Genomic DNA, 20,421 nt, shown 5'->3' with positions numbered 1-20,421 from the left:
AATTGGGTGACATCGTTCACTAATCGGTACTGTCGATTAATGGGTGATGTTATTTTTATTGCTAATTTTATTCGTAAAGGGTAATCCGATCAGAATGAAAAACGAAACAGGTTTTAATTTCAAACAAAAATAAACTATTGAAATGGAGAGAATATAAAATGACAGAAAACAACATGCAGGTTCTAATCGAAGGTTTTGACCCATCGAAAGTACAGGTGGAAAATGAGTTTAATAATGATTGGAAAAAAGTTTACGGCGCTTACCAAAATAATTCGATTCTACAGGCTTCGATGACTGGAATTGAAACGCTGCTTGATAAACCTTGTGCTGTTGTAACACTAGGTAATATCCGTGGATTTATCCCATTGGAGTTTACGGGTGCTGACAATCTCCGTCAGCTTCGAGCCATGACAGGTCAAACTGTTGCGTTCAAAGTTTTGAACTATGACCGTGAAGCAGAGGTCTTCACTGGATCACGTTTGGCCGCGTTGGAACAAATGGCATCCATTACTCTAAAGAAAATTGATGTTGATGATGAAATCATTGCCGTTGTTCGTAGTGTAAGCCCATCGCTTGTACGCGCTGATATCGGTGGAATTGAAGTGAAACTTCCACTTGAAGAAATTAAGTACGGTTGGATTGATGATTTAACAGAAGAAGTAAAGCAGGGCGATCATCTGAAAGTTAAAGTTTTGGAGATTGATAAAGAAGAGAAAAAAGTCGTTGTAAGTGCAAAGGCGACACAAGAGAACCCGTGGTTGCGTTCAATTGGTCGATACTCGTCTGGTAATGAATACGTCGGTACAGTTTCCGGAGTCCGTGAATACGGTGTATTTGTCAACTTGGAAGCCGGTGTGGATTCATTGGCCCGTCACTTGAAGTTCCAAAATGTTAAAAGAGGTGACCGGGTATTGGTCCGTGTATTAGAAACGGATGCAAAGAAGGAACAGATTCGAACGCGTATTACTCGTGTACTGTAAAAATACCGAGGGGTTGGGTCAAAATGACCTGGACCCCTTATTTCTAATATAAGGAGGAGAAATCCATGTCAACCAGTCCATTTTCTTTATCTCATGAATGGAGCTTGCACTGGACACGAATACCATCAAACATAAAACGTTCAGATTTTGTCAACGGAGAATCACAGAAAGAGCGGAAAGCATTGGAGGCATTAGCAGCGGTAGGGGTAATCGGGGGAGCACAACTCTTCCGGTTATTTTCTTTGGATAAGAAACGATTAAAACGAATGGTAGCAGAAAAGAAAATAGTACGGCATGAAATCCATAGAAAGAAACAAATCGTACCGATTTACTCACTAGGAATAAATGGAGCAGTTATTGCTGGGCTGAATGACTGTAATGAAAGTAACTACTGGGTCGAATACAAAATAGAGGATGTTTTGAAACGTCTTCTGTTTTTCCAACTGTTTCAACATTTTCCTGAATCAAAAGTTTTGCCGACACAAGAACCATTCAGTGGTGCAATTCAGTTTCAAGGCAAGACAATCTATGTGTATGTGGTACGCGGTGATGTAAATGATTTGCTTATGTATTTAAAATGGAAAGGTAAACAATTCAACGAGCGTCTAATCATTATTACTGAGTCAATTAGACACTTGCAACCATTAAAGATAAATGCTGAAAAACTAAAGGTAAGGGTGGCTGTAGACGTGGATTTAAGAGAGGACATTGGTGACCTTCAAAAGCTGTTCTATTTCTTGGATAAATCCGGTGAGTTTGTAAGAGAAGTAAAAGTATCCTAGGAAGGATCCTGAGTAATATCAGTTACAAAAAATAGCGGGACGAGAATTTAACTATGCCTTAGATTATAAATACCTAGTTCTAGAGTAGATATTATTTATCTCTAATCTGATACCAGAAGTTCTGTCCAAAATAAAACAACAACTATGGAATAACTAAAAGTGTCTCAATCAACTCCTTGTAAAATTAGTATTATAATAATTTCAAAAGGAGTTGCCGTTATTAAGGCACCATTGGTCTTACAAACAAAGGTGCTAATCAAACTTATAAGCACAAAGTGGTGGTAATAGATAGCCATATAAGGACAAATTACACAGGTTAATCAGTGTAACTAATATGTTAATAGTCTGAATTATGATAAGGTAAAGGTATAAATTTAATTCGAGGTGGCTACAACATGGAGGAAAGAGGTTATTATAGGGAGAAACTAAGAATATTATTAATTTTTTATTTTATATCTGAGGATATAGAAGAAACATCTGAACTTCATCCTGAATATTTAAAGGTATTTAAGAGTGAAGTGAAAATACAAAAAATAGATTTCCTAATTAGATATCCAGATTACTTAGCAAATGAATTGCTAAATTTAGTGGGAGAAAAGGGATATAGTAATGATCAAATTCAACAACATGTAAAATCGATATTTAAATCTAATGAACCAGAGTTGAGACGGGAAGACATGTTGAGATATTTCTTTGGAGCATACGAAGAAATTGATCATATTATATTATTTTTAGTATCGGTTGGCTTTATAAAATTTGAAAGCAGAAGAAGTGTAACCGGCAAAGTTTTTGATAAATTATATTATCTAAGTAGTTTAGGAATAAGAAAAATTGAAAAAGATATATTGACAAATATTCAAAAAGCAAAATGGTATGAAGAAAGATTGTTGCTAATAAAAGAATATTTTGGTGATTTATCAGGGACGGAATTAAAAATAAAACAGTATGAATACGATGAATATCGAACTACACCAATTAATCAATATATTAAAGGGATTCAACAGGAAGTTAAAGGGAAATATTTTCAGTTATTTGGGGAGGAACTTTAATGTTTAATTTCGAAGGTTTTGTATCTCGATTGCATAATATACATAGTGATAAATTTAGTAATGAAGAAATAAAAAAAATAGTTTATATAAGTGACTATGAAAAGGATAGTCCCCTCTCCATTGGGAAAAGACTATTAGTAAATAAAATAAAGATTAAGGGACAAAAAAATACGGGTGAAAAAATAAACTTTCAAAAAACATTTGATAGTGGTGTTAATGTTTTGTTTGCTGATAACAGTAAAGGGAAATCATCACTTTTCAAAGTGATGAAGTTTGCCCTAACTGGTGATAAGAATTCAATTAAAAAAGATGTGTTAAGTTGGTTACATGAAATTTTTCTTGAATTTAACATTGGAAATGTTACTTATACGATTTATATTAATCTATTAGGAAAAAGAACTTCTAGTGGTCTTTATAGGGTTAATTTAAAAAAATTATTAACCTATAAGGAGCAGGAAAAAGATCTTGAGTCACATTTAATTCAATTTGAATCCAATACAGATAAATATTTCAAAAATGCTATGGAAGAATTCTTCTTCAAAGAGTTATCCTATTATAATTTAAAGTGGACTAGTAGCGATAAAAGAAAACTGGACTTAGTAGAAAATCGGACCAGTTGGAAGACCTACTATAAATCCATTTACCTCGAATCAAAAGATTACAATGTTTTATTTTTAAATGAGGATTTTGGAGCGCAAGGGAAGAAAGTTATGGAGATGCTGCTTGGTCTTCAGTTTACTTCCGCAATTAATTCTTTAAGTCACCATAAAGATCATTTAGTAAACAATTTAAAAAAGCAAAAGTTTATTTCAGTTTCAAAAGAAAGTCCACTTAATAATACAGATATTGAAAGTGAACTAAATAAAATAAATGAAGCAATCGAGTTATTGAAACAAAATCAAAAAAGTGCTTTTCAGAAAAGTATTAATTTAAAACAATATAATGATCAAGTTAGTCAAATCAAGGACTTAGATGAAGATTTAATGAGTCTGAAATCATATAAAAAAGAAATGGCAATACAAATTAATCATTTTACTAAACAAATTAATAGATTAGAAGAAGAATTAAGCTTTGGTATGTTTTTTAGTAATTTGGAAGTAAAAGCATGTCCACGATGTGAACAAAAAATTGAAACAGAAAGAAGATCTGTTGAACAGGTTGACCACAAATGTATGCTTTGTGAAAATACTTTAACAGAAACAAATGTAAGTCAAAAAGAAATTTTGGATTTAAAGTTAATAGAATTAACCGGTCAAAAACAGAAATTGAAAGATGGATTTGAAGTACTAAATAAAGAAATCATATTAAAAGAAAAAGAGGTAGAATCGAACAAAAGCGAATTAATAGAAATTGAAGAAACGCTCAGCTTGATTGAATTTACTGAAGAAGATATCGATTCCTTATCAAGTTTTATTGAAAAAAAGATAGAGTTAGAATATCGGATCAGCCGATTAAATTCACAGAATGAAGATTCTTCTACAGAAAAGCTAGATGATACAATCAAAGTATTGGATTCTGCAATCAAAGAACTAAGTGTTATGAGAATTAAGGAAAGCGATAGTATCCTGGCGAGTCTGAAGGGTTTGATATTAAACCAAATTAAAGTATTTGGATTAGTTACAGTCACAGATATTATTATTACTGACAACTTAGAAGTTCAATATCTTCAAAATGGTGAGTTAACTAGGTTTGGTGAATTAAATGAAGGTGAACAGCTACGTGCAAAGATTGCATTTTTCATAAGCCTCATCCAATTAGACATAGTATTCTCCGCTGGTCGACATCCAAGGCTCCTTATTATTGATTCCCCAGGGAAGGAGGAGGTAATAAGTAAAGATTTAGAGGGGCTATCATTACTATTTAAGGAAATTGAAAAAAACTATGGTGATGATTTGCAAATTATTATCGGGACAGCATTAGAGCCGTTAAAGAATGCAAGTGTAGCTGAAAAAGTTGATTCAAGAGAAACAGGTATAAGCGTATTTTAAATTTAAAATAGGGTGAAATAGATGGGAACTTTATACGAAAAATTCTCCGACAAAGAAGTACCTGACAAAATTGTTTTTATGGAAGATTGGATTACTGAACGGGATAATATTGAACATATTTCAGAAAGAGAATTAAAGCGATTTTTTAGAAAAGTTCTTGAAAACGAAAATAATGCATATATAAAGACCCTTACTATTGAGGCGCTTGTTTTTTTAACCATTATCAATAAAGTGAGAAGAGGCTCTACTCTTGACATGTTATTAGATATTGAAAATGAAGAAGATCCATTTGTATTAATTACTTCGTTAAGATATTTAACCATGTTCTTCGATGATCAGGGCGTAAGTGAAAAGTTAGAAAGTTGTATAGAACATCAGAATCCTGAGGTTTCTTCGGAGGCTTATTACAGATTGGGTTTATTGAAGTTTTTGGAGTGTAATACTTCTGATGATAAAGCAGAATTTATTGATATGTTAAATAGGAGTTCTACGTTATTCAACTATGCAAGAACACAAATCGAAAATAGAACGGACGCAGATTATTTTTATAATGTTAGTAAGTTTATTGAATCCTTTTTCACAACAAATGAAAAAGAAATGGATGATTCCTTTGAAATTATATTTAATCTTCTATCTGTTAGATCTGCATATCACTATAATCAAAACCTGCTCGCTATTGAATATAAGTTAAACAAGGTTTTTTACAACTTGAAAAGTATATATGAATCAACAAATAATCACAATCTGTGGATAGACTTTTTCATTGAATTTAAGAAGTTATCAGAATACCACTACGAGCTTTTGAATGTCTCTCTTTCTGGCAGTGGATTCCAACAAACTTTACTTTCTAGATTGCAATCGCAAGTTAATGAAAATATACTCAAAAAGTTATATTTTAAAAACTTTTCATATTATGAGATAAGAATAAACACTATAATTTCCAGTTATTCTGATGATAAATCATTAAGCAATTTTTTAAGCTACCTTTTAGAAATAATAAAAAAAGAAGAAAAAAAAAAGGACGATGATTCAATTATTGAAGCTTGTGTGAAAATAGACAGTGTTACTCGGGGAGGGAATGTTGCTGAATTAGTGAAAAGGTTTAAGACAACCCATGATATCCAAGACTTAGATCATGTTTTGGAAGTGATAGCAGAATATACAATGGCTAGTCATGGAAGTAACTACGAATTTATTACGGGTTTTCAAATAGGAGAAGAAATTTTTAATAGTTTGTATAGCTCTATTAAGAAAGAAGTTCCGAACTATAGTAGTGAAAAGCTTCATATCTTTATGCAAATAATGGAGCAGATAATAAGGTACCTAATATTAACTGTTAGAAATAAAAGAGATGAAGTGTTTAACTTTTTGTATACCGAAAAGCATAAAGGTAAAGGAGCTACGGCTTCTGAAAAAGATCTTCAAGATAGTTTATTTAAGCATTTTCAATACTCAGGAATTGCATATGGTTCATCGGAGGAAGAGATTAATTTTGCAGACGGAGGCAGAATTGATATTGTTTATAAAATCAATAATTATACATTTCCAATCGAATTAAAAAAGACAAAACAAAAAATCACTGAAGCCAGTATACGTGATAAATACCTGGAGCAAGTTCATTCATACGTATACTCATATGATCAATTAGGAGTTTTCGTTTTATTAGATTTAAATGAAAAAGATAAACCAGTTAATGATCTTAGAGAATTGGTGTATTTAGATCATATAGAACCATTATATGAATTGAAAAACACATACCCCGATAATATTGTGGTAGTAATTATTCCGGGAAACAAGCCATTGCCAAGCGATAAATCAACTTACAGATAAATTCTATAATCATAATGCAGCAAAAAACTTGTAAAATTAAGATTGCCAAATTAATTCATTTTGCTTCAATTCAGTTTTTTAAACATCAGCTTTGCTATGTTAATCAGAATGTTTATACTAAGTATCCAATCCATTTGCTATCTATTTTTGAATTGGATATAATATATACATATTTCATTAGTTTTCACGTCACCATTTTTCCAGGTGAAAGTCGTAATACCTTTTAATTTTCATTAAAGGAGATTCGGCACAAATGTTTAGCCTTTGTATTTTCATTCTCTTTGAGAAAATTTAGGCAGACGTATTACGTCCCAAGATTGCTGTATGCACACTAGATGCTTACGCATTATTTGCGTGATATATATATTAAAAGCCGATTAATCCCACTATGGGTGACATCGGCTTTTTTTATTTCAAAAATTCGAAAGGAGTGCTGCAATGAAATGACAAGAGAACTAAATATCTTTCGTTTTCTGGCGCGGTGGGTTACATAAAAGTCGATTGATCCCTTAAGGGTGAAGTCGACTTTTTTTATTTATTAAAAATACAAAAGGAGATGGTTTAAGTGGAAAAAGTATTAACGTTTACAAACGAACAAAAGTCGTTGATTTGGAATAGGTTTGTTCAGCCAGCAAATGGAACTCAGGAAGAGGCGAACCATTTCATCGAAGTGTGTGAAACATTCGGCTTGAATCCTTTGCTTGGCGACATCGTTTTTCAACGTTACGAAACGAAGAACGGCCCAAATACATCTTTCATTACTACTCGCGATGGGTTGCTCCGTGTTGCTACTACGCAAGAAGGTTATGTAGGGCCTCCTAACGCAAACGTGGTTAGAGAAGGAGATACATTCGAGTTCATCCCTTCGGAGGGAAGTGTACGGCATGAGTTCGGTCAGAAACGTGGTCCTATACTTGGTGCTTATGCAGTCATGCATCATAAACGTTTTAGACCGGTTGCCGTCTTCGTGGATTTTCTGGAATACTTTCATGCAAATTCAGGTGAACTTAACTCGAAGTATAAAAATAAAAATGTTTGGGATAAAATGCCCTCTGCTATGATCCAGAAAATAGCTGAAGTCTTCGTCCTTCGTCGTCAGTTCCCATTAGGTGGTTTATACACTCGTGAGGAAATGTCGATTGATGAAGGCTTTAATAGCAATAGTGGCAATGCGGACATTCCGAATCAGTCTAATCGAGCCCCACAAAAACAAAGCGAAGTTGGAGAGAATCAGCATTCTCCTATAGCATCTGTTCAAAAGTCAAAGGAAAACAGTATTGAAGGGGTATTCGTCCTACAAAGCTTTGAAAAAGGGGTAAGTCCACAAAATGTTCCGTTTGCAAAATTGAACGTAATGGACAAAGCGACCAATGAAGTAAGTCTTGTTTTGGTAAAAGAGAAGGAAGAAACAATTGACTCTCTAAGCCGTGTTCAAACGGGGCAAGAGTTGTCTTTGGTCATTAAAAATGAAAGTGGATTTAATTTTCTTGAAAAGTTTTCGTATGTTCAGACGGATGAGCAAACTGTTCAAACTGAACCGGAATCAAAACAAACAGAATCTGTTCAAGAGCCTATTCAACAGGAAAATCAACTGGCTTCCGAGCCTACTGAACCGCTTGATACATTCATCATGGAAAAGTATGAACCGGGGACAACACCAGCTGGCGTATCTTTTGCAAAAATGTATGTGAGAAATATCGCGGATAATAAGCAATCAATGGTGTTTGCACAAGGTCATGAAGCAGTTGAGACAACAAAGCACCTTTCCGAAGGTAGCGAATTTGCAATGCAGACACGTATTGAAAATGGATTTACGTTTTTCGTGAAATTGAGAGATGCAAATAAAAGGAGTGCTTGATTATGCTCCCAGAGATTCTAAAAGTTGCTGAGGAATATGGACTTACGTTCAATCCCCGATATCACGGTAAAAAGGAAACGCTTTGCAAATGTACATTTTGCGAAGAGGATTCTAAGCCAGGTAAAGGAAATAAGTTTTATCTATCTTTAAATACGCATGATCAAGTCTATAAATGTTGGTATTGTGGCGTTTCAGGAGGCGTTTTAGACTTTGAAGCAAAGTTATCAGGTCTTCCTTATAACAAAGTGCGTGAAAAATACTTTAGTAAAAGGATGAAACCTGTACACCCTGCTGAAAGTTTGAATGCACGTCAGCTTCGATTAATCGGATGGGCTGAATACAAACGAAAAGACCATAACGACTTCAAAAAGAATCGAGAATCGGTTTTAATGGATTGGAAAAATTATGAGCATGAAGGGCTTGTAAAACACTTTGCCTTGTTTATGGTGATTGCTCACATTGAAAATCAAGCAGCACGTCAAAATGAACTTCTTCAATATGTCATTCAGTCGTGTCATAAAACGCAAATTTATTTGTTGTTCAATCGACTGTTGGCTGAATACGTGAAGGATGAAGATGAACGTACTGGCTGGGCTAAAGAAGGAACTGAGATAGCGCGAGCGGCGTGGAAAGCATCATTATCAACCTATGACTTTGGAATGGATAAAGTCGTGTACAACGTCGTTTTTCTTTATCACATGCTAGAAATGGATAAACTGCAAACACCCATAAAAGGTGCTCATAAAAAACAAGCCATCGTGAATGACAAAATGTCTTTCGCTAATTAAAATATCCGTCACCCTTTACGGAGGAAAAATGGGGACGTAACTGAAAATCAGTTACGAGAAAAGGAGATCAATATGAATAACGTAAGTCTAGTAGGTCGTTTAACAAAAGAGCCTGAATTGAAATACACGCAAAATGGTGTAGCTGTTTGTAATTTTACGCTTGCTATTAACCGTCCCTTTAAAAATGCCAATGGTGAAAATGAAGCTGATTTCATCATGATTCAAGTATGGAGAAAGCCGGCTGAAAATGCAGCGAACTTCCTTAGAAAAGGTAGTCAAGCGGCTGTAAATGGTCGTATTAATACTCGACACTACGAGAATGACAAGGGAGACCGTGTTTACGTTACAGAGGTGGTCGCTGACTTTGTACAGTTTCTAGATCCAAAACCACAAGGTCAAGGCGCTCAACAACAGCAAGGACAGGGGAACTATCAGAAACAATCCAATCAATACGCTGGCAACAGTAACGCTCAAAATCAAAATGGTAATCAATTCGAAACGGGTGGAGGTCCTATTGCCGTAAGCGATGATGACTTGCCGTTCTAATGGAAATTTAGTAGAAGGAGATTGGGTATCCGGTCTCCTTTTTGTTTTTTGAAAACAGAAAGAAGAATGGAGAGGTCATATTGATTTACTCTTTTTCACGTTTAAACCTTTATACAACCTGTCCTTATCGATTCTTCAAGAAATACATCGCGGGATACGAAGAACCGACCACATACCCTTTAGCTTTGGGTAAAGGGGTTCATAAAGCAATCGAGGATAAAATTAATGGAGTGTCTCATTCAGAAGCCGTTTTAAACGGGATGATTGAAGCCGAGTTTCATCCAGAAGTGACCATGGATGAAATGTCAGATTTGGTTAGTCATGCACCGATTAAAGAGAACATGGGTGAAACGGAGATTTATTTTCAACTTTCCCTTTCTGATACAGATTCAGCCCCGGTGTTACAAGGCTATATTGATCTTGTATCACCAGATGCAAGTAAAATAGTCGACTGGAAGACGAACAGGGTTAGATACGATGTTCATGATAATCACCAATTAGGATTGTACGCGTGGGCTGTAGGCCAATTAAAGAACAGAACACGGGTTGAAGGCAACTTGTATTTTCTTCGATTTAGAAGAGCGAGCAAACACGTTTTCAATCAGACTGATATGGAAAGGTCCAGACAGTGGGCTTTGGCGGTAGCAAATGAAATTAATTCCAAACGTGAGATTTTAGACATTCTACCGGAAGAAGCGGAAGGTTTATTCCTATCGACACCTTCTAGCCATTGTAGGCATTGCCCGTTTGTAATTGAATGCTATCGAAAGTTTAGTAGTTATTAAAAGATGAAAATAGGATAGAGGTATCACCGATGTGGATTATTCCCTTCGGTGTTTTTTCTTTGACCAATAAATAGTGGAGAGAGGTATTTACATGACTATGCTTACAATAATGGAATAATTACAGTACATCCTCATTACATCGCTGGTTTTACAAGGCTTTTAAGCTGTGGTCAATATTACTAACAAAACTAGGATGGTGTTAAAGGAAAATGTCCTCTCTGTGATTAATTTCAAGGGCCTAAGCTAACATCATTCCAACACAATGGAAATGATGAGATGCAAAAGGTAAAGTTTAAATGTGTGAATGACAAATATAAGTCCTCATTTTCTACATTTCACTTAAAAGGTAGTTATGGAAAACAGCTAAGAATTAATTAAAGGGAGGTGTCAAAGCTCTTCCTTTTTCTGTTATCATTATGTAAATGGTAAAATAAGTGGGTGAATATCTTTGTTAGAGCAATTTAAAGGATTTATTGGTTATACAGAAGAAGAATTTAAAGATTTATGGGAAAAAGCAATCATTGTAGTTGATACAAATATATTGATAAACTTTTACAAATATACATCTAAGGAGTCTACTAAGAGCTTATTAGATATATTAAAGAAATTAAAAGTAAATGAAAGGTTATGGATTCCTCATCAAGTAGCCCTAGAATACTTTTTTAATTATGAGGACAATATGTACAAACAAAAGGAGGGCTATGATTTATTAGAAAAAGATTTAAGGAAACTAAAAGAGGAAGCTAAAAAGACTTTAGGTAAAGTAAAAAGTAAACATCCTTACATAATGACAGAAAAATACGAGTTTTTTATTGATGACATGGAACAATCAAATAAGAAACTCCAAGAAATGATAGAGGGAGAAATTGGGGAATTGCCAAACTCTAATACTATTCAACAGGATTTATTGGATTTGCTTGATGGAATTGTTGGTGAACCATACTCTCAAGAAAAAATTAATGCTATTGAGAAAGAGGGGAAAGAAAGATACCAACATAATATTCCTCCGGGATTTAAAGACAAAACTGATGATAAACAAGTCTATAGAACCTATGGTGATTTTAGGTATCAGCAGTTATATGGTGATTTAATAGTATGGAATCAGTTGATTGACAAAGCAAAAACTGAGGAAAATCCAAAACCTATAATTTATATTACTGAGGATAGGAAAGAGGATTGGTGGGAGATACATGGAGGTAAAATTAAAAGACCTCATCCTCAACTAATTCAGGAGTTTCTAAATAAAACCCAACAGAAATTTTATATGTATAGGACAGATAACTTTGTAAGAAAGGCAATAGAGTACTTAGGTTACGGTGTAACAGAAGAACAAGCTCAGAAAGTAACTATTGAGATTGAGAACATAAGAAAATATGAGGATAATGAGAATAAATTAAAAATAAAAAAAGCCAGTGCTTTAAATAAAGTAGCTGATTATTTAAGTGAGGATGAAAGAAATGTTTTTTACCAAAGGGTAAATCAGTCTAATCATTTAGAATTGGATTCATCTACAGCTAATTTTAAATATAGTCAAGCAATCCAATGGGCATATAAAAATGCTTTACCTAGAGTAGAAAAGAAATATCAGGACCTTGTTATATTGCTTTCAACATTAAATGAAGAAAAAGGACACTTAGGGCAGCATTTTTATAATGCTTTACCTGAGGATGCTGTTGAGAGAGCTTTCGAATTGCTAGAAGAAATACCAAATATAAAAAGTACCATTGATTTTTACGGGGCTTTTCCTGATGGACATATATAAAAGCTAAGTGAGGTTAGATAAGTGGCTAAAAAGGATTTTGATAGTAATGTTCAGCTAATGACTGAGCAATGGATCAGTTTAAAAGAGGACTTACATAATGGTGTAGTTGAATATGATGATTTGAATAGGTTAATAAATGACTATATTTTCTTTGAAGTATTTGATAACTTTTTCAAGGTGACTTGTAAACTCTTTGAGGTTAATCTTTCTGACATAAAACATATGTATAGAGGAGTATCAGAGGACATTGACCTTGATAATTATGAAAGAATGGTACCTAAAATTGAATTTGCAAAAGGTAATAACAGAATGAATCCCCCAGGAAAAGCATTTCTCTATGCAGGTATTTCAGGCAAAGATGAAAATATAACTAAAAAACATTCAGTAAAAACTGTTTTGAAAGAAATTAGAGCAACTGAAAATTCTGTAGCTACAATATGTAAGTTTAAAATTAATGAATCAGCAAAAAACAAGAAAGTAATAAATATCTGTGGTGACAGCAGTATTCCTAATTCAGAGGCAGGGTTAATTGAATACATATATAAACATGCAGTGAATGGCTTTTCAGTAGATAAAGAAAAACTATCTTATATACTAGCTAATGTTTACTTTAATATGTTTGCTAATGACCAGATTTTTAAACCTATTAATAGTAATGAGCAAGAAGTAAAAAAATATGAGTATGCTCCTTTCCATGCTCTTGCTAATTATATGAATGAGCAAGGGTATGCAGGAATGATATTTAGAAGTACTGTTCATCAAAATGGTACAAATTTAGTTCTGTTTGAGCCAAATGATGCCTCTGTTATACAAAATTCAATGGAGCAAATTAATACCACTGAATATCTCTAAATCTAAGTTATATATACAGAGAACAAAATTAGAGTGTGTGAAAAGTACCAATGATGAATCAAGATACTTTGCTGAATGGTTAAGAACTAATGCAGATATAAAACCCTACTCCATTGGGAGATTATGGATTACAGAGAATTAATTTGTTTAATCTAACTGATACTGCCTTTATTGATACAATCCTAAGTAATCCTGATTTTAAAAAGAAGAATGAAATACTCAGCAGGTTTATTGACGGTTCGTAAACTTAGAGTTTAGGAAAAGTGAATGGGTTTTGAAATATTAAAAATCAAAGTCGAATTGATTGACTACCATTCAGCCAGCCTCTTTTTCTCATAAGGTCATTAGTAAAACAATATCTATGGGGGTTACTAGATACACGTATTCCAAAGTGTTGCGACTGCTACTTTGATTTGATAAACTTAATCTATATTCTATTAGTTTCCAAGTCATCGCATTTTGATGAAAGTCGTTATACCTTTTAATTTTCTAAAAGGAGATTCGACACAAATGTTGCAGCCTTTGAATTCTCATTTCGAGAAAAGCTAGGCAGATGTAATTGCACGTCAAAAAATTGCTTTCGGGCATAATCACATGGGGTATTTACGCATTTTTGCGTGATATATATTAAAAGTCGATTGAATCCTTCGGGATGCGGTCGGCTTTTTTTGTTTTTAAAAATAAAGAGGGAATGGAGTGATTTAAATGGTTGGAAAACAATTAGAGAGTCTTATTTCCAATGTTAAAAAAGGAGGTGTGAAGAAATCTTTCATCTGTTATATAGATGAAAAGAAAGAACGGAAATTTCTTGTCTTTAAGTTTGGTGGTATCTACCAACTGGATGGCAAAGGAGAAGTTAAAAAGCTGAATTTGCTTACCGATATTCAAGATATTTTCTTGTCCATTGAAAACGGTGATGTGAAGGTTATTGGTAGCGGAAGTATTGGAATTTAAAGGAGGAGTTTAATCATGGTACTCGCAAAAACAGAAGAAGTTAAAAGCATGGATTATGCAATAAAACTAGGTAAGGAAATTGAACGGGTCGAAGCAGCTGCGAAAGCAATGAAAGTTGAATTGAAAGCATTCGTTGATGTTAATGGTCCAATTGATACCGGTGACGTGATTTGGGATTATAGCATATCTGCATCATGGAGTTTCAATGAAGAAGGGCTGAAAGAATTAGCGCAGAACATGGTTCTTGAAGGTGTTAATCCATGGAAAGTGTTGAACATTACTGCTTCTAACCTGAAAAAGTTGGGTTGGGATGATGCCATTGTAGCAAAAATGGGCGAAAAAAAAGAGACAAGAAGATTCTCGTCTCGTAAAAAGTAATTCTTTAAAACAATGTAGATTCATTATAACATAAAAAGCCTTCCACCGGGCAAGGAATGAGTGGCACATGAACGCTAGTGCCACTCGGTACTAGCTTTGTGTGAGAGAGGACTATCAAAAATGACAACAATAAAATATATTACTTCTGCTCGTGAAGCAGTCGCAACATACAATGCAATTGGTTCAGAAAGCGTCATAGAGTTGCAAGACATTCTTGCCGTGCTAATCGGACCATCTTCAACACCTGAATTTACAGGTCGATTAGCGGGGCGCGGGATAAGAGCCTTAGTCGAAATGACTGTTTCGGAATTAGAAGAGGAAGGCATGACACATAATGAAGCTCTGAAGGTTCATTCGGGAATGCTTCTTGCTAAAAAAGTACGGAATGCTGGAAAGAATGAAAAACGTTATACAATTAGGTCGCCTGAAGATGCAGCGTCTTATTTAATGGCCGACATGACATCTCTTACGCAGGAGCATTTTGTAGTATTATTTTTAAATGTAAAAAATGAAGTGCTTCATAAAAAGACGATTTTTATCGGTAGCTTAAATTCCTCGATAGTACATCCACGCGAGATCTATCGCGAAGCTGTAAAACATAGTGCTGCATCCATAATTTGCGGGCACAATCATCCCAGCGGATCGCCAGATCCTTCACCGGAAGACATTGAAGTTACTAAGAGACTGGCTGAAGCTGGCAGTGTGATGGGAGTCGAGCTTTTAGATCATGTGATTATAGGAGACCATCAATTCTTATCACTTAAAGAAAAAGGGTATATGTAAATAAAATCTGACAAAGAGCGTATTAATTTACGCTCTTTATTTTTCATCAAAATTAGATCCGAGGAGAATGCAAAATGAAAAACTTATTTTCAAAAGTATGGAACCATTTTAATAGAAAGAACATAGAAATTGAAAAATTACAGGAAGCAAATAAAGCACTTGATCAAGAAAATTTCCGGTTAACTAATTCGTACAACGTGGAATGGGTTATATCAACGTATCGGGAGAAAAGAATTGTGAAGTTGGAAAAAGAAAAAAGGATTTGCAATATGTAATAAATGAATCCAAGAGAAAGGTAATGGAAACAAAAAGCCTTATGGATGAAAAAATAAAGGGTATGGTATTGCAGATTCAAGTTCCGACAGAAAGTATTTCCTTGTTGCACTTGTTCCGAACTGAATTACGTCAAGGATATGACTCGTCGTGGGTAGCCATCTTAAATACCCCCAATGGGGTAGAGGTACTTTATTTAACTTGCCGAGATGGAGAAAGTACCGGTGGATTGACTAAGGAAATTGGAAAGTGTCAAACGATAGATTGCGTAAGAGCTTTAGATCAAAGAAAACATATTTGGTATGATTGACTAAATTTATGTGAAAGGCGTTCCTTGTGTATTCAATGGAACGTCTTTTGTTTTTTTATTAATACATTTGAAAGGATGATTTGTATGAAGTATTGGTATGAAATGCTGCTACGTCCTGTATCAATTGGATGCCAGCCAAAGGGTTTCGTAGAAGTGATTGAAGCTGAAGGGAGACACGGGATCGTTGCATACGAACGTGAATTGACTGTGGAAGAACTAGACGACTATGACATGAAGGCATGGACGGTTTTAGCGAAGTGAGTAGCCAGTTTTAACAGATGAAAAATATGGGTGTTAATAAAATTGGAGGAAAACAAATATGGAGAAGGCATTCAGACCTTTGCTAACAAGAGGAATAAATGGTTTGATTGAAGAGGACGGAAAATACACTAATATTCTTGCTGTTATGTTTCGGATTGCTAGAGAGTTTTACGAACAAAGTTATTTTATTACCTTCAAAAAGGAAGGCGATAAAGTGATCATAACAGATGGAAATGAAAATATCTTTGGCGAATTGGATCTAACTGAATTAAACATACCTGAAAATATTTGGTTGGTAACTGACGACTACGGTGATGAGTTAGTCTGTATCGCAATGTTACCCGAAGAGTATTGACAATTTAGTGGGGGGATAAGACTGGACATGGTAATGATTTAAAATTGTTACAAAATCTTTAACGATAGATGCGTTTCTGAAAATATTAAGTAAATTGTAAAACAGCATACTCAGCAGAGGGGACTCATACCAAGTTCCCTCTGTTTTTGTTATCTATACTTTTATGCTTTGTAAAAACAATAAAACTATACTACAACAGCTAACAAATAGAGTCGAAAATGTTACAAGCGATTTCAGGTAACCGTTAAACTCGAAGCAAACTGCATTAAATAACAAAGAAGCTTGATTTCGATGTTATAATGGAAAGAGATATATTAAATCATAAAAACATAAAGAAGGTGAAGTCATGAGTGAAACGATTGAAGTGCTTGATAGGGAGCGTATAGAACTAAATAATTTGCTTGTCAATAAAGCGGAGTATAGTCAGTATCTAACGCCAGTTTCTGTAGCAAGATTCATGGCATCATTGTTTGATAAAGATAAGTTAGAGAACCCTAAGATATTAGATGCAGGTGCGGGGATTGGAACACTAACAGCCGCACTAATGGAGAGATTAGTATCGGAACAGAAAACTTTCAGTGCGGAGTGTACATTAGTCGAGGTAGACAATATTTTAGGACATCGTATACAAGATACACTTTCTCCTTTTCGTGGTAAATTGGCTCTTGAGTCACTAGAAGTACCCGAAGATTTTATCGAATGGGGAGTCAGCGTATTAGATAAACAACTCGGTATGTTTCGTCAATTGGATTTTGGGTTTACTCACGCGATTTTAAATCCTCCATACAGGAAGATTAGAAGTAATTCATTACATCGCAAATTACTTAGAAGTGTAGAGATTGAGACAGTCAATTTATATTCGGCCTTTGTAAGTCTAGCAATCAAATTGTTAGCTGAAGGTGGGCAAGTTGTAGCAATTATCCCCCGTAGTTTCTGTAACGGACCGTACTACAAGCCATTTAGACAATTAATATTAGAAAAAACAACAATAAAACATCTCCACTTATTTGAATCCCGTGATAAAGCATTCAAAGACGATGCAGTTCTACAAGAAAATGTGATCATGATGTTAGAGCGTGGAGGGAATCAGGGTCAGGTGAAGATTTCCACATCAAAGGACGACAGCTTTACCGATTATAATGAGACCTATTATCCATTTGATAAGGTTGTTCAAAAAGGTGATGAAGAGAGCTTTTTCCACATTCCTACATCACAGGAGGAAAGTATTGTGGAATTGTTCCCGTCCGTTAAGTACTCATTAAAGGATTTGGGTATAAGTGTATCAACTGGACCTGTTGTAGGTTTCAGAACAAAAGAAAATCTACGGATGATGCCAGAAGATGGAACTGTTCCTTTGCTCTATCCAACACATATCGAGCCAGACGGTGTTAAATGGGTAAAAGAAAATTCGAAAAAGCCTAATGCGATTGTAAGAAATGACGATACTGAAAAAATGTTTTATCCAAATGGATTTTATACCATCATTAGAAGACGTTCTTCAAAGGAAGAGCGTAAAAGAGTGATATCTGGGGTTGTCATTCCAGATATATTTAACTCGCCCGTACTCGGTTTTGACAATGGCTTAAATGTGTTGCATAAAGAGAAAAATGGTATGCAACGGGAACTGGCTTTTGGCTTAGATGTTTATTTAAGCTCTACTTTGGTGGATAAGTATTTTAGATTATTTAATGGGCATACACAAGTGAATGCGACCGATCTTAGAGCAATGTTTTTCCCTTCAACTGAAATTTTGGTTCTTCTTGGAAGTTGGTCTTTATCTTCAAAAGATGATATAACACAAGAAGACATTGATAATAAGTTGAAGGAGGTATTGTAGTGGAAACAATACATTCAAATATCACCCAGGCAATGGAAATATTAAAGGAACTTGGTTTACCAAAAGCCCAACAGAACGAAAGATCAGGCCTTTGTTTATTGGCATTACTAGATCTTAGTCCAGAGGAGATGTGGCATCAATCAAAAAAAAGATTGATTGGAATCACGCCCATGATGGACTTCAGTAAAGAGCAGTACGGTAAGGTATATGCCCCGAATACACGTGAGACCTTTAGAAGAGCTTCAATGCATCAATTCGTGGATGCGGGAATTGCAAGATACAACCCTGATAAACCGGATAGACCTGTAAATAGCCCCAAGGCAGTTTATCAAATTGAGGAAGAAACATTAGAACTCATTAAGAAGTACGGTACTGTTGAGTGGGAGCTGGCACTTTCAGAGTATCTTGAAGGTCGAAAGACGTTAGTGGAAAGGTATGCAAAAGAAAGAGAGCAAAACAAAATTCCGGTTCAAATCGCACCAGGAAAGGAAATACTTATTACTCCGGGTGAACATAGTGAGTTGATTAAATCAATCATCGAAGACTTTGGACCTCGTTTCGTACCCGGCGGTGTCCTCATATATGCGGGGGATACGGGTGAGAAGCTAGGTTATTTCGATGAATCAGGTCTTAAAGAATTGGGCATAGAGGTAAATGCTCATGGTAAGATGCCTGATGTAATAATCTACTGTGCTGAAAGAGAGTGGTTGATATTAGTAGAATCAGTAACAAGTCATGGACCTGTTGATGGAAAACGACATGGTGAGTTAGAGAAGTTATTCAAAGACTCAAAAGTCGGTATTGTCTATGTAACGGCATTTCCAAGCCGAGCATTAATGGCTAGGTATTTAAGCGACATAGCTTGGGAGACAGAAGTTTGGGTTGCTGATGCGCCTTCCCATATGATTCATTTCAATGGAGTACGTTTCTTAGGACCGTATTAATTACATATATAGCAAGATTCCGAAAATTATACACCTAAGATTTTGTTACTGATACTCTACTGTTCAGTCGAAATCTTAGGTGTATTTTCATATGTAGCTTTAACTTCTTTGGCATGTGCGTAATCAATTTCTTTAGGATGTCATTTTAGCAATACGACCTTTTTCTGTATGTTTGTGGCTTTGAAATAAAGTTTTATAATTTATGAAAATGTCTAATCGTTAAGGAAAAAGTTTGATGAATTGTAATAAAGTTTGACCAAAAATCTGGTTTAAATTAAATAGGATTTTCTTTTATTCCTTTGTTGGGGTTGTAAAACCCCAATCGTGGTACAGGATCATATTATTGAATAACCGCGGGTGGAAATAATCTTTTACAATTACCCTTGGCGGGTATATGCTTGTTAAAAGGAGGTTTTCGGAATTATGAAACAGTTCAGTGTTGGGATATTATTATTTGATGATGTTGATGCTTTAGATTTTACAGGTCCCTACGAAGTTTTTAACATGTCTACTTACAAGGATGAGGATGTACGAAAGTTATTTATGAATCAATTAGATCTGAAAGAAAAACCATTCTTAGTAAATACTATATCAGAAAATGGTGAATCAATTAAGGTACATAATGGTTTAATAGTACAACCAGATTTTAGTTTTCAAAATGCTCCAGATTTTGATGTAATAGTTGTTCCGGGTGGTCCTTTAGGGGCTATAATAACTGTTCAAGAAAATCAAAGTATTATTAACTGGATTGCGAGTTATGGTAAAGAAAAATTAGTTATATCAGTGTGCACAGGAGCTTTCTTTCTTGCTAAAGCTGGATTATTACAAGAAAGGTCAGCAACAACCAATAAAGCAGCATTAAGTTTTTTAGAGAAAAGTTATCCAGACATAAACGTCGTCAAGGAAGTAAAATATGTGGATCAAGGAAATGTTGTAACTGCAGCCGGAATCTCAGCAGGTATAAATATGACCTTACATGTAGTAAAGAAACTCTTTGATGAATCAATGTCTAACCGTACCGCAAATACCATTGAGTTTTCAACTGATATTTGAGCAAATTAGTTAAGAATAATACTAACTTATACCAGTAAAGTATTCTTCCATTA

Annotated in this window: 20 protein-coding genes; all 20 read left to right on the top strand. The window is 34.7% G+C overall.

All coding sequences use genetic code 11. The annotated features are described in order from the left end of the window. The first annotated feature begins 137 nt into the window (after window positions 1-137). The 20 genes from CSV67_RS03820 (at window position 138) to CSV67_RS03725 (ending at window position 20,368) form a co-directional block, all read left to right on the top strand. Window positions 138-980 carry a S1 RNA-binding domain-containing protein gene (locus CSV67_RS03820; protein ID WP_233192548.1) on the top strand — a complete coding sequence of 281 codons (843 nt, stop codon included), beginning with the start codon at window positions 138-140 and terminating at the stop codon, window positions 978-980. A gap of 65 nt (window positions 981-1,045) precedes the next feature. After that, window positions 1,046-1,762: a hypothetical protein gene (locus CSV67_RS03815; RefSeq protein ID WP_099630297.1), complete on the top strand. Its 717-nt coding sequence runs from the start codon at window positions 1,046-1,048 to the stop codon at window positions 1,760-1,762. A 395-nt stretch (window positions 1,763-2,157) separates the two neighbouring features. Continuing rightward, window positions 2,158-2,811, top strand: a complete 654-nt coding sequence (locus CSV67_RS03810) for a hypothetical protein (RefSeq protein ID WP_099630296.1) — start codon at window positions 2,158-2,160, stop codon at window positions 2,809-2,811. Continuing rightward, window positions 2,811-4,799: a coiled-coil domain-containing protein gene (locus CSV67_RS03805; protein ID WP_099630295.1), complete on the top strand. Its 1,989-nt coding sequence runs from the start codon at window positions 2,811-2,813 to the stop codon at window positions 4,797-4,799. Before CSV67_RS03810 ends, CSV67_RS03805 begins: the two co-directional genes overlap by 1 nt. 21 nt (window positions 4,800-4,820) lie before the next feature. Continuing rightward, window positions 4,821-6,629 (top strand): hypothetical protein, encoded by a 1,809-nt coding sequence (locus CSV67_RS03800; protein WP_099630294.1) that lies wholly within the window; start codon window positions 4,821-4,823, stop codon window positions 6,627-6,629. Between the two features lie 565 nt (window positions 6,630-7,194). Further along, window positions 7,195-8,487 carry a RecT family recombinase gene (locus CSV67_RS03795; protein ID WP_099630293.1) on the top strand — a complete coding sequence of 431 codons (1,293 nt, stop codon included), beginning with the start codon at window positions 7,195-7,197 and terminating at the stop codon, window positions 8,485-8,487. 2 nt (window positions 8,488-8,489) lie between these two features. Further along, window positions 8,490-9,275: a hypothetical protein gene (locus tag CSV67_RS03790; protein WP_099630292.1), complete on the top strand. Its 786-nt coding sequence runs from the start codon at window positions 8,490-8,492 to the stop codon at window positions 9,273-9,275. A gap of 72 nt (window positions 9,276-9,347) precedes the next feature. Next, on the top strand, window positions 9,348-9,821 hold the full coding sequence (locus CSV67_RS03785) for a single-stranded DNA-binding protein (protein ID WP_099630291.1): 474 nt from the start codon (window positions 9,348-9,350) through the stop codon (window positions 9,819-9,821). A gap of 80 nt (window positions 9,822-9,901) precedes the next feature. Continuing rightward, window positions 9,902-10,606: a PD-(D/E)XK nuclease family protein gene (locus CSV67_RS03780; RefSeq protein ID WP_099630350.1), complete on the top strand. Its 705-nt coding sequence runs from the start codon at window positions 9,902-9,904 to the stop codon at window positions 10,604-10,606. A gap of 448 nt (window positions 10,607-11,054) precedes the next feature. Continuing rightward, complete coding sequence (locus CSV67_RS03775) at window positions 11,055-12,368, top strand: PIN-like domain-containing protein (protein WP_099630290.1); 1,314 nt, start codon at window positions 11,055-11,057, stop codon at window positions 12,366-12,368. 21 nt (window positions 12,369-12,389) lie between these two features. Beyond that, window positions 12,390-13,220 (top strand): RES domain-containing protein, encoded by an 831-nt coding sequence (locus CSV67_RS03770; protein ID WP_099630289.1) that lies wholly within the window; start codon window positions 12,390-12,392, stop codon window positions 13,218-13,220. Between the two features lie 705 nt (window positions 13,221-13,925). Beyond that, entirely contained in the window at window positions 13,926-14,174 is a 249-nt protein-coding gene (locus tag CSV67_RS03765) for a hypothetical protein (protein ID WP_099630288.1), read from the top strand. 15 nt (window positions 14,175-14,189) lie between these two features. Beyond that, window positions 14,190-14,552, top strand: a complete 363-nt coding sequence (locus tag CSV67_RS03760) for a hypothetical protein (RefSeq protein ID WP_099630287.1) — start codon at window positions 14,190-14,192, stop codon at window positions 14,550-14,552. Window positions 14,553-14,672: 120 nt separating this feature from the next. Beyond that, on the top strand, window positions 14,673-15,335 hold the full coding sequence (radC, locus tag CSV67_RS03755) for a RadC family protein (RefSeq protein WP_099630286.1): 663 nt from the start codon (window positions 14,673-14,675) through the stop codon (window positions 15,333-15,335). Window positions 15,336-15,537: 202 nt separating this feature from the next. After that, window positions 15,538-15,918, top strand: coding sequence for a hypothetical protein (locus CSV67_RS03745; protein WP_143560675.1), 381 nt, complete (start codon window positions 15,538-15,540; stop codon window positions 15,916-15,918). 84 nt (window positions 15,919-16,002) lie between these two features. Beyond that, on the top strand, window positions 16,003-16,179 hold the full coding sequence (locus CSV67_RS16625) for a defense against restriction DarA-related protein (RefSeq protein WP_233192547.1): 177 nt from the start codon (window positions 16,003-16,005) through the stop codon (window positions 16,177-16,179). Window positions 16,180-16,237: 58 nt separating this feature from the next. Further along, the gene (locus CSV67_RS03740) at window positions 16,238-16,534 is read left to right on the top strand and encodes a hypothetical protein (RefSeq protein WP_099630283.1); all 297 of its coding nucleotides are present in this window, start codon (window positions 16,238-16,240) and stop codon (window positions 16,532-16,534) included. A gap of 346 nt (window positions 16,535-16,880) precedes the next feature. Next, complete coding sequence (locus CSV67_RS03735; RefSeq protein WP_099630282.1) at window positions 16,881-18,371, top strand: Eco57I restriction-modification methylase domain-containing protein; 1,491 nt, start codon at window positions 16,881-16,883, stop codon at window positions 18,369-18,371. Further along, window positions 18,371-19,315: a BsuBI/PstI family type II restriction endonuclease gene (locus tag CSV67_RS03730; RefSeq protein ID WP_199173122.1), complete on the top strand. Its 945-nt coding sequence runs from the start codon at window positions 18,371-18,373 to the stop codon at window positions 19,313-19,315. Before CSV67_RS03735 ends, CSV67_RS03730 begins: the two co-directional genes overlap by 1 nt. 423 nt (window positions 19,316-19,738) lie before the next feature. Next, window positions 19,739-20,368 (top strand): DJ-1/PfpI family protein, encoded by a 630-nt coding sequence (locus CSV67_RS03725; RefSeq protein ID WP_099630281.1) that lies wholly within the window; start codon window positions 19,739-19,741, stop codon window positions 20,366-20,368. Window positions 20,369-20,421: the final 53 nt, after the last annotated feature.

Origin of the sequence: Sporosarcina sp. P2 (assembly GCF_002743255.1) — a bacterium.
GTDB lineage: Bacteria > Bacillota > Bacilli > Bacillales_A > Planococcaceae > Sporosarcina.
This window is presented reverse-complemented; position numbering and strand designations above follow the sequence as displayed.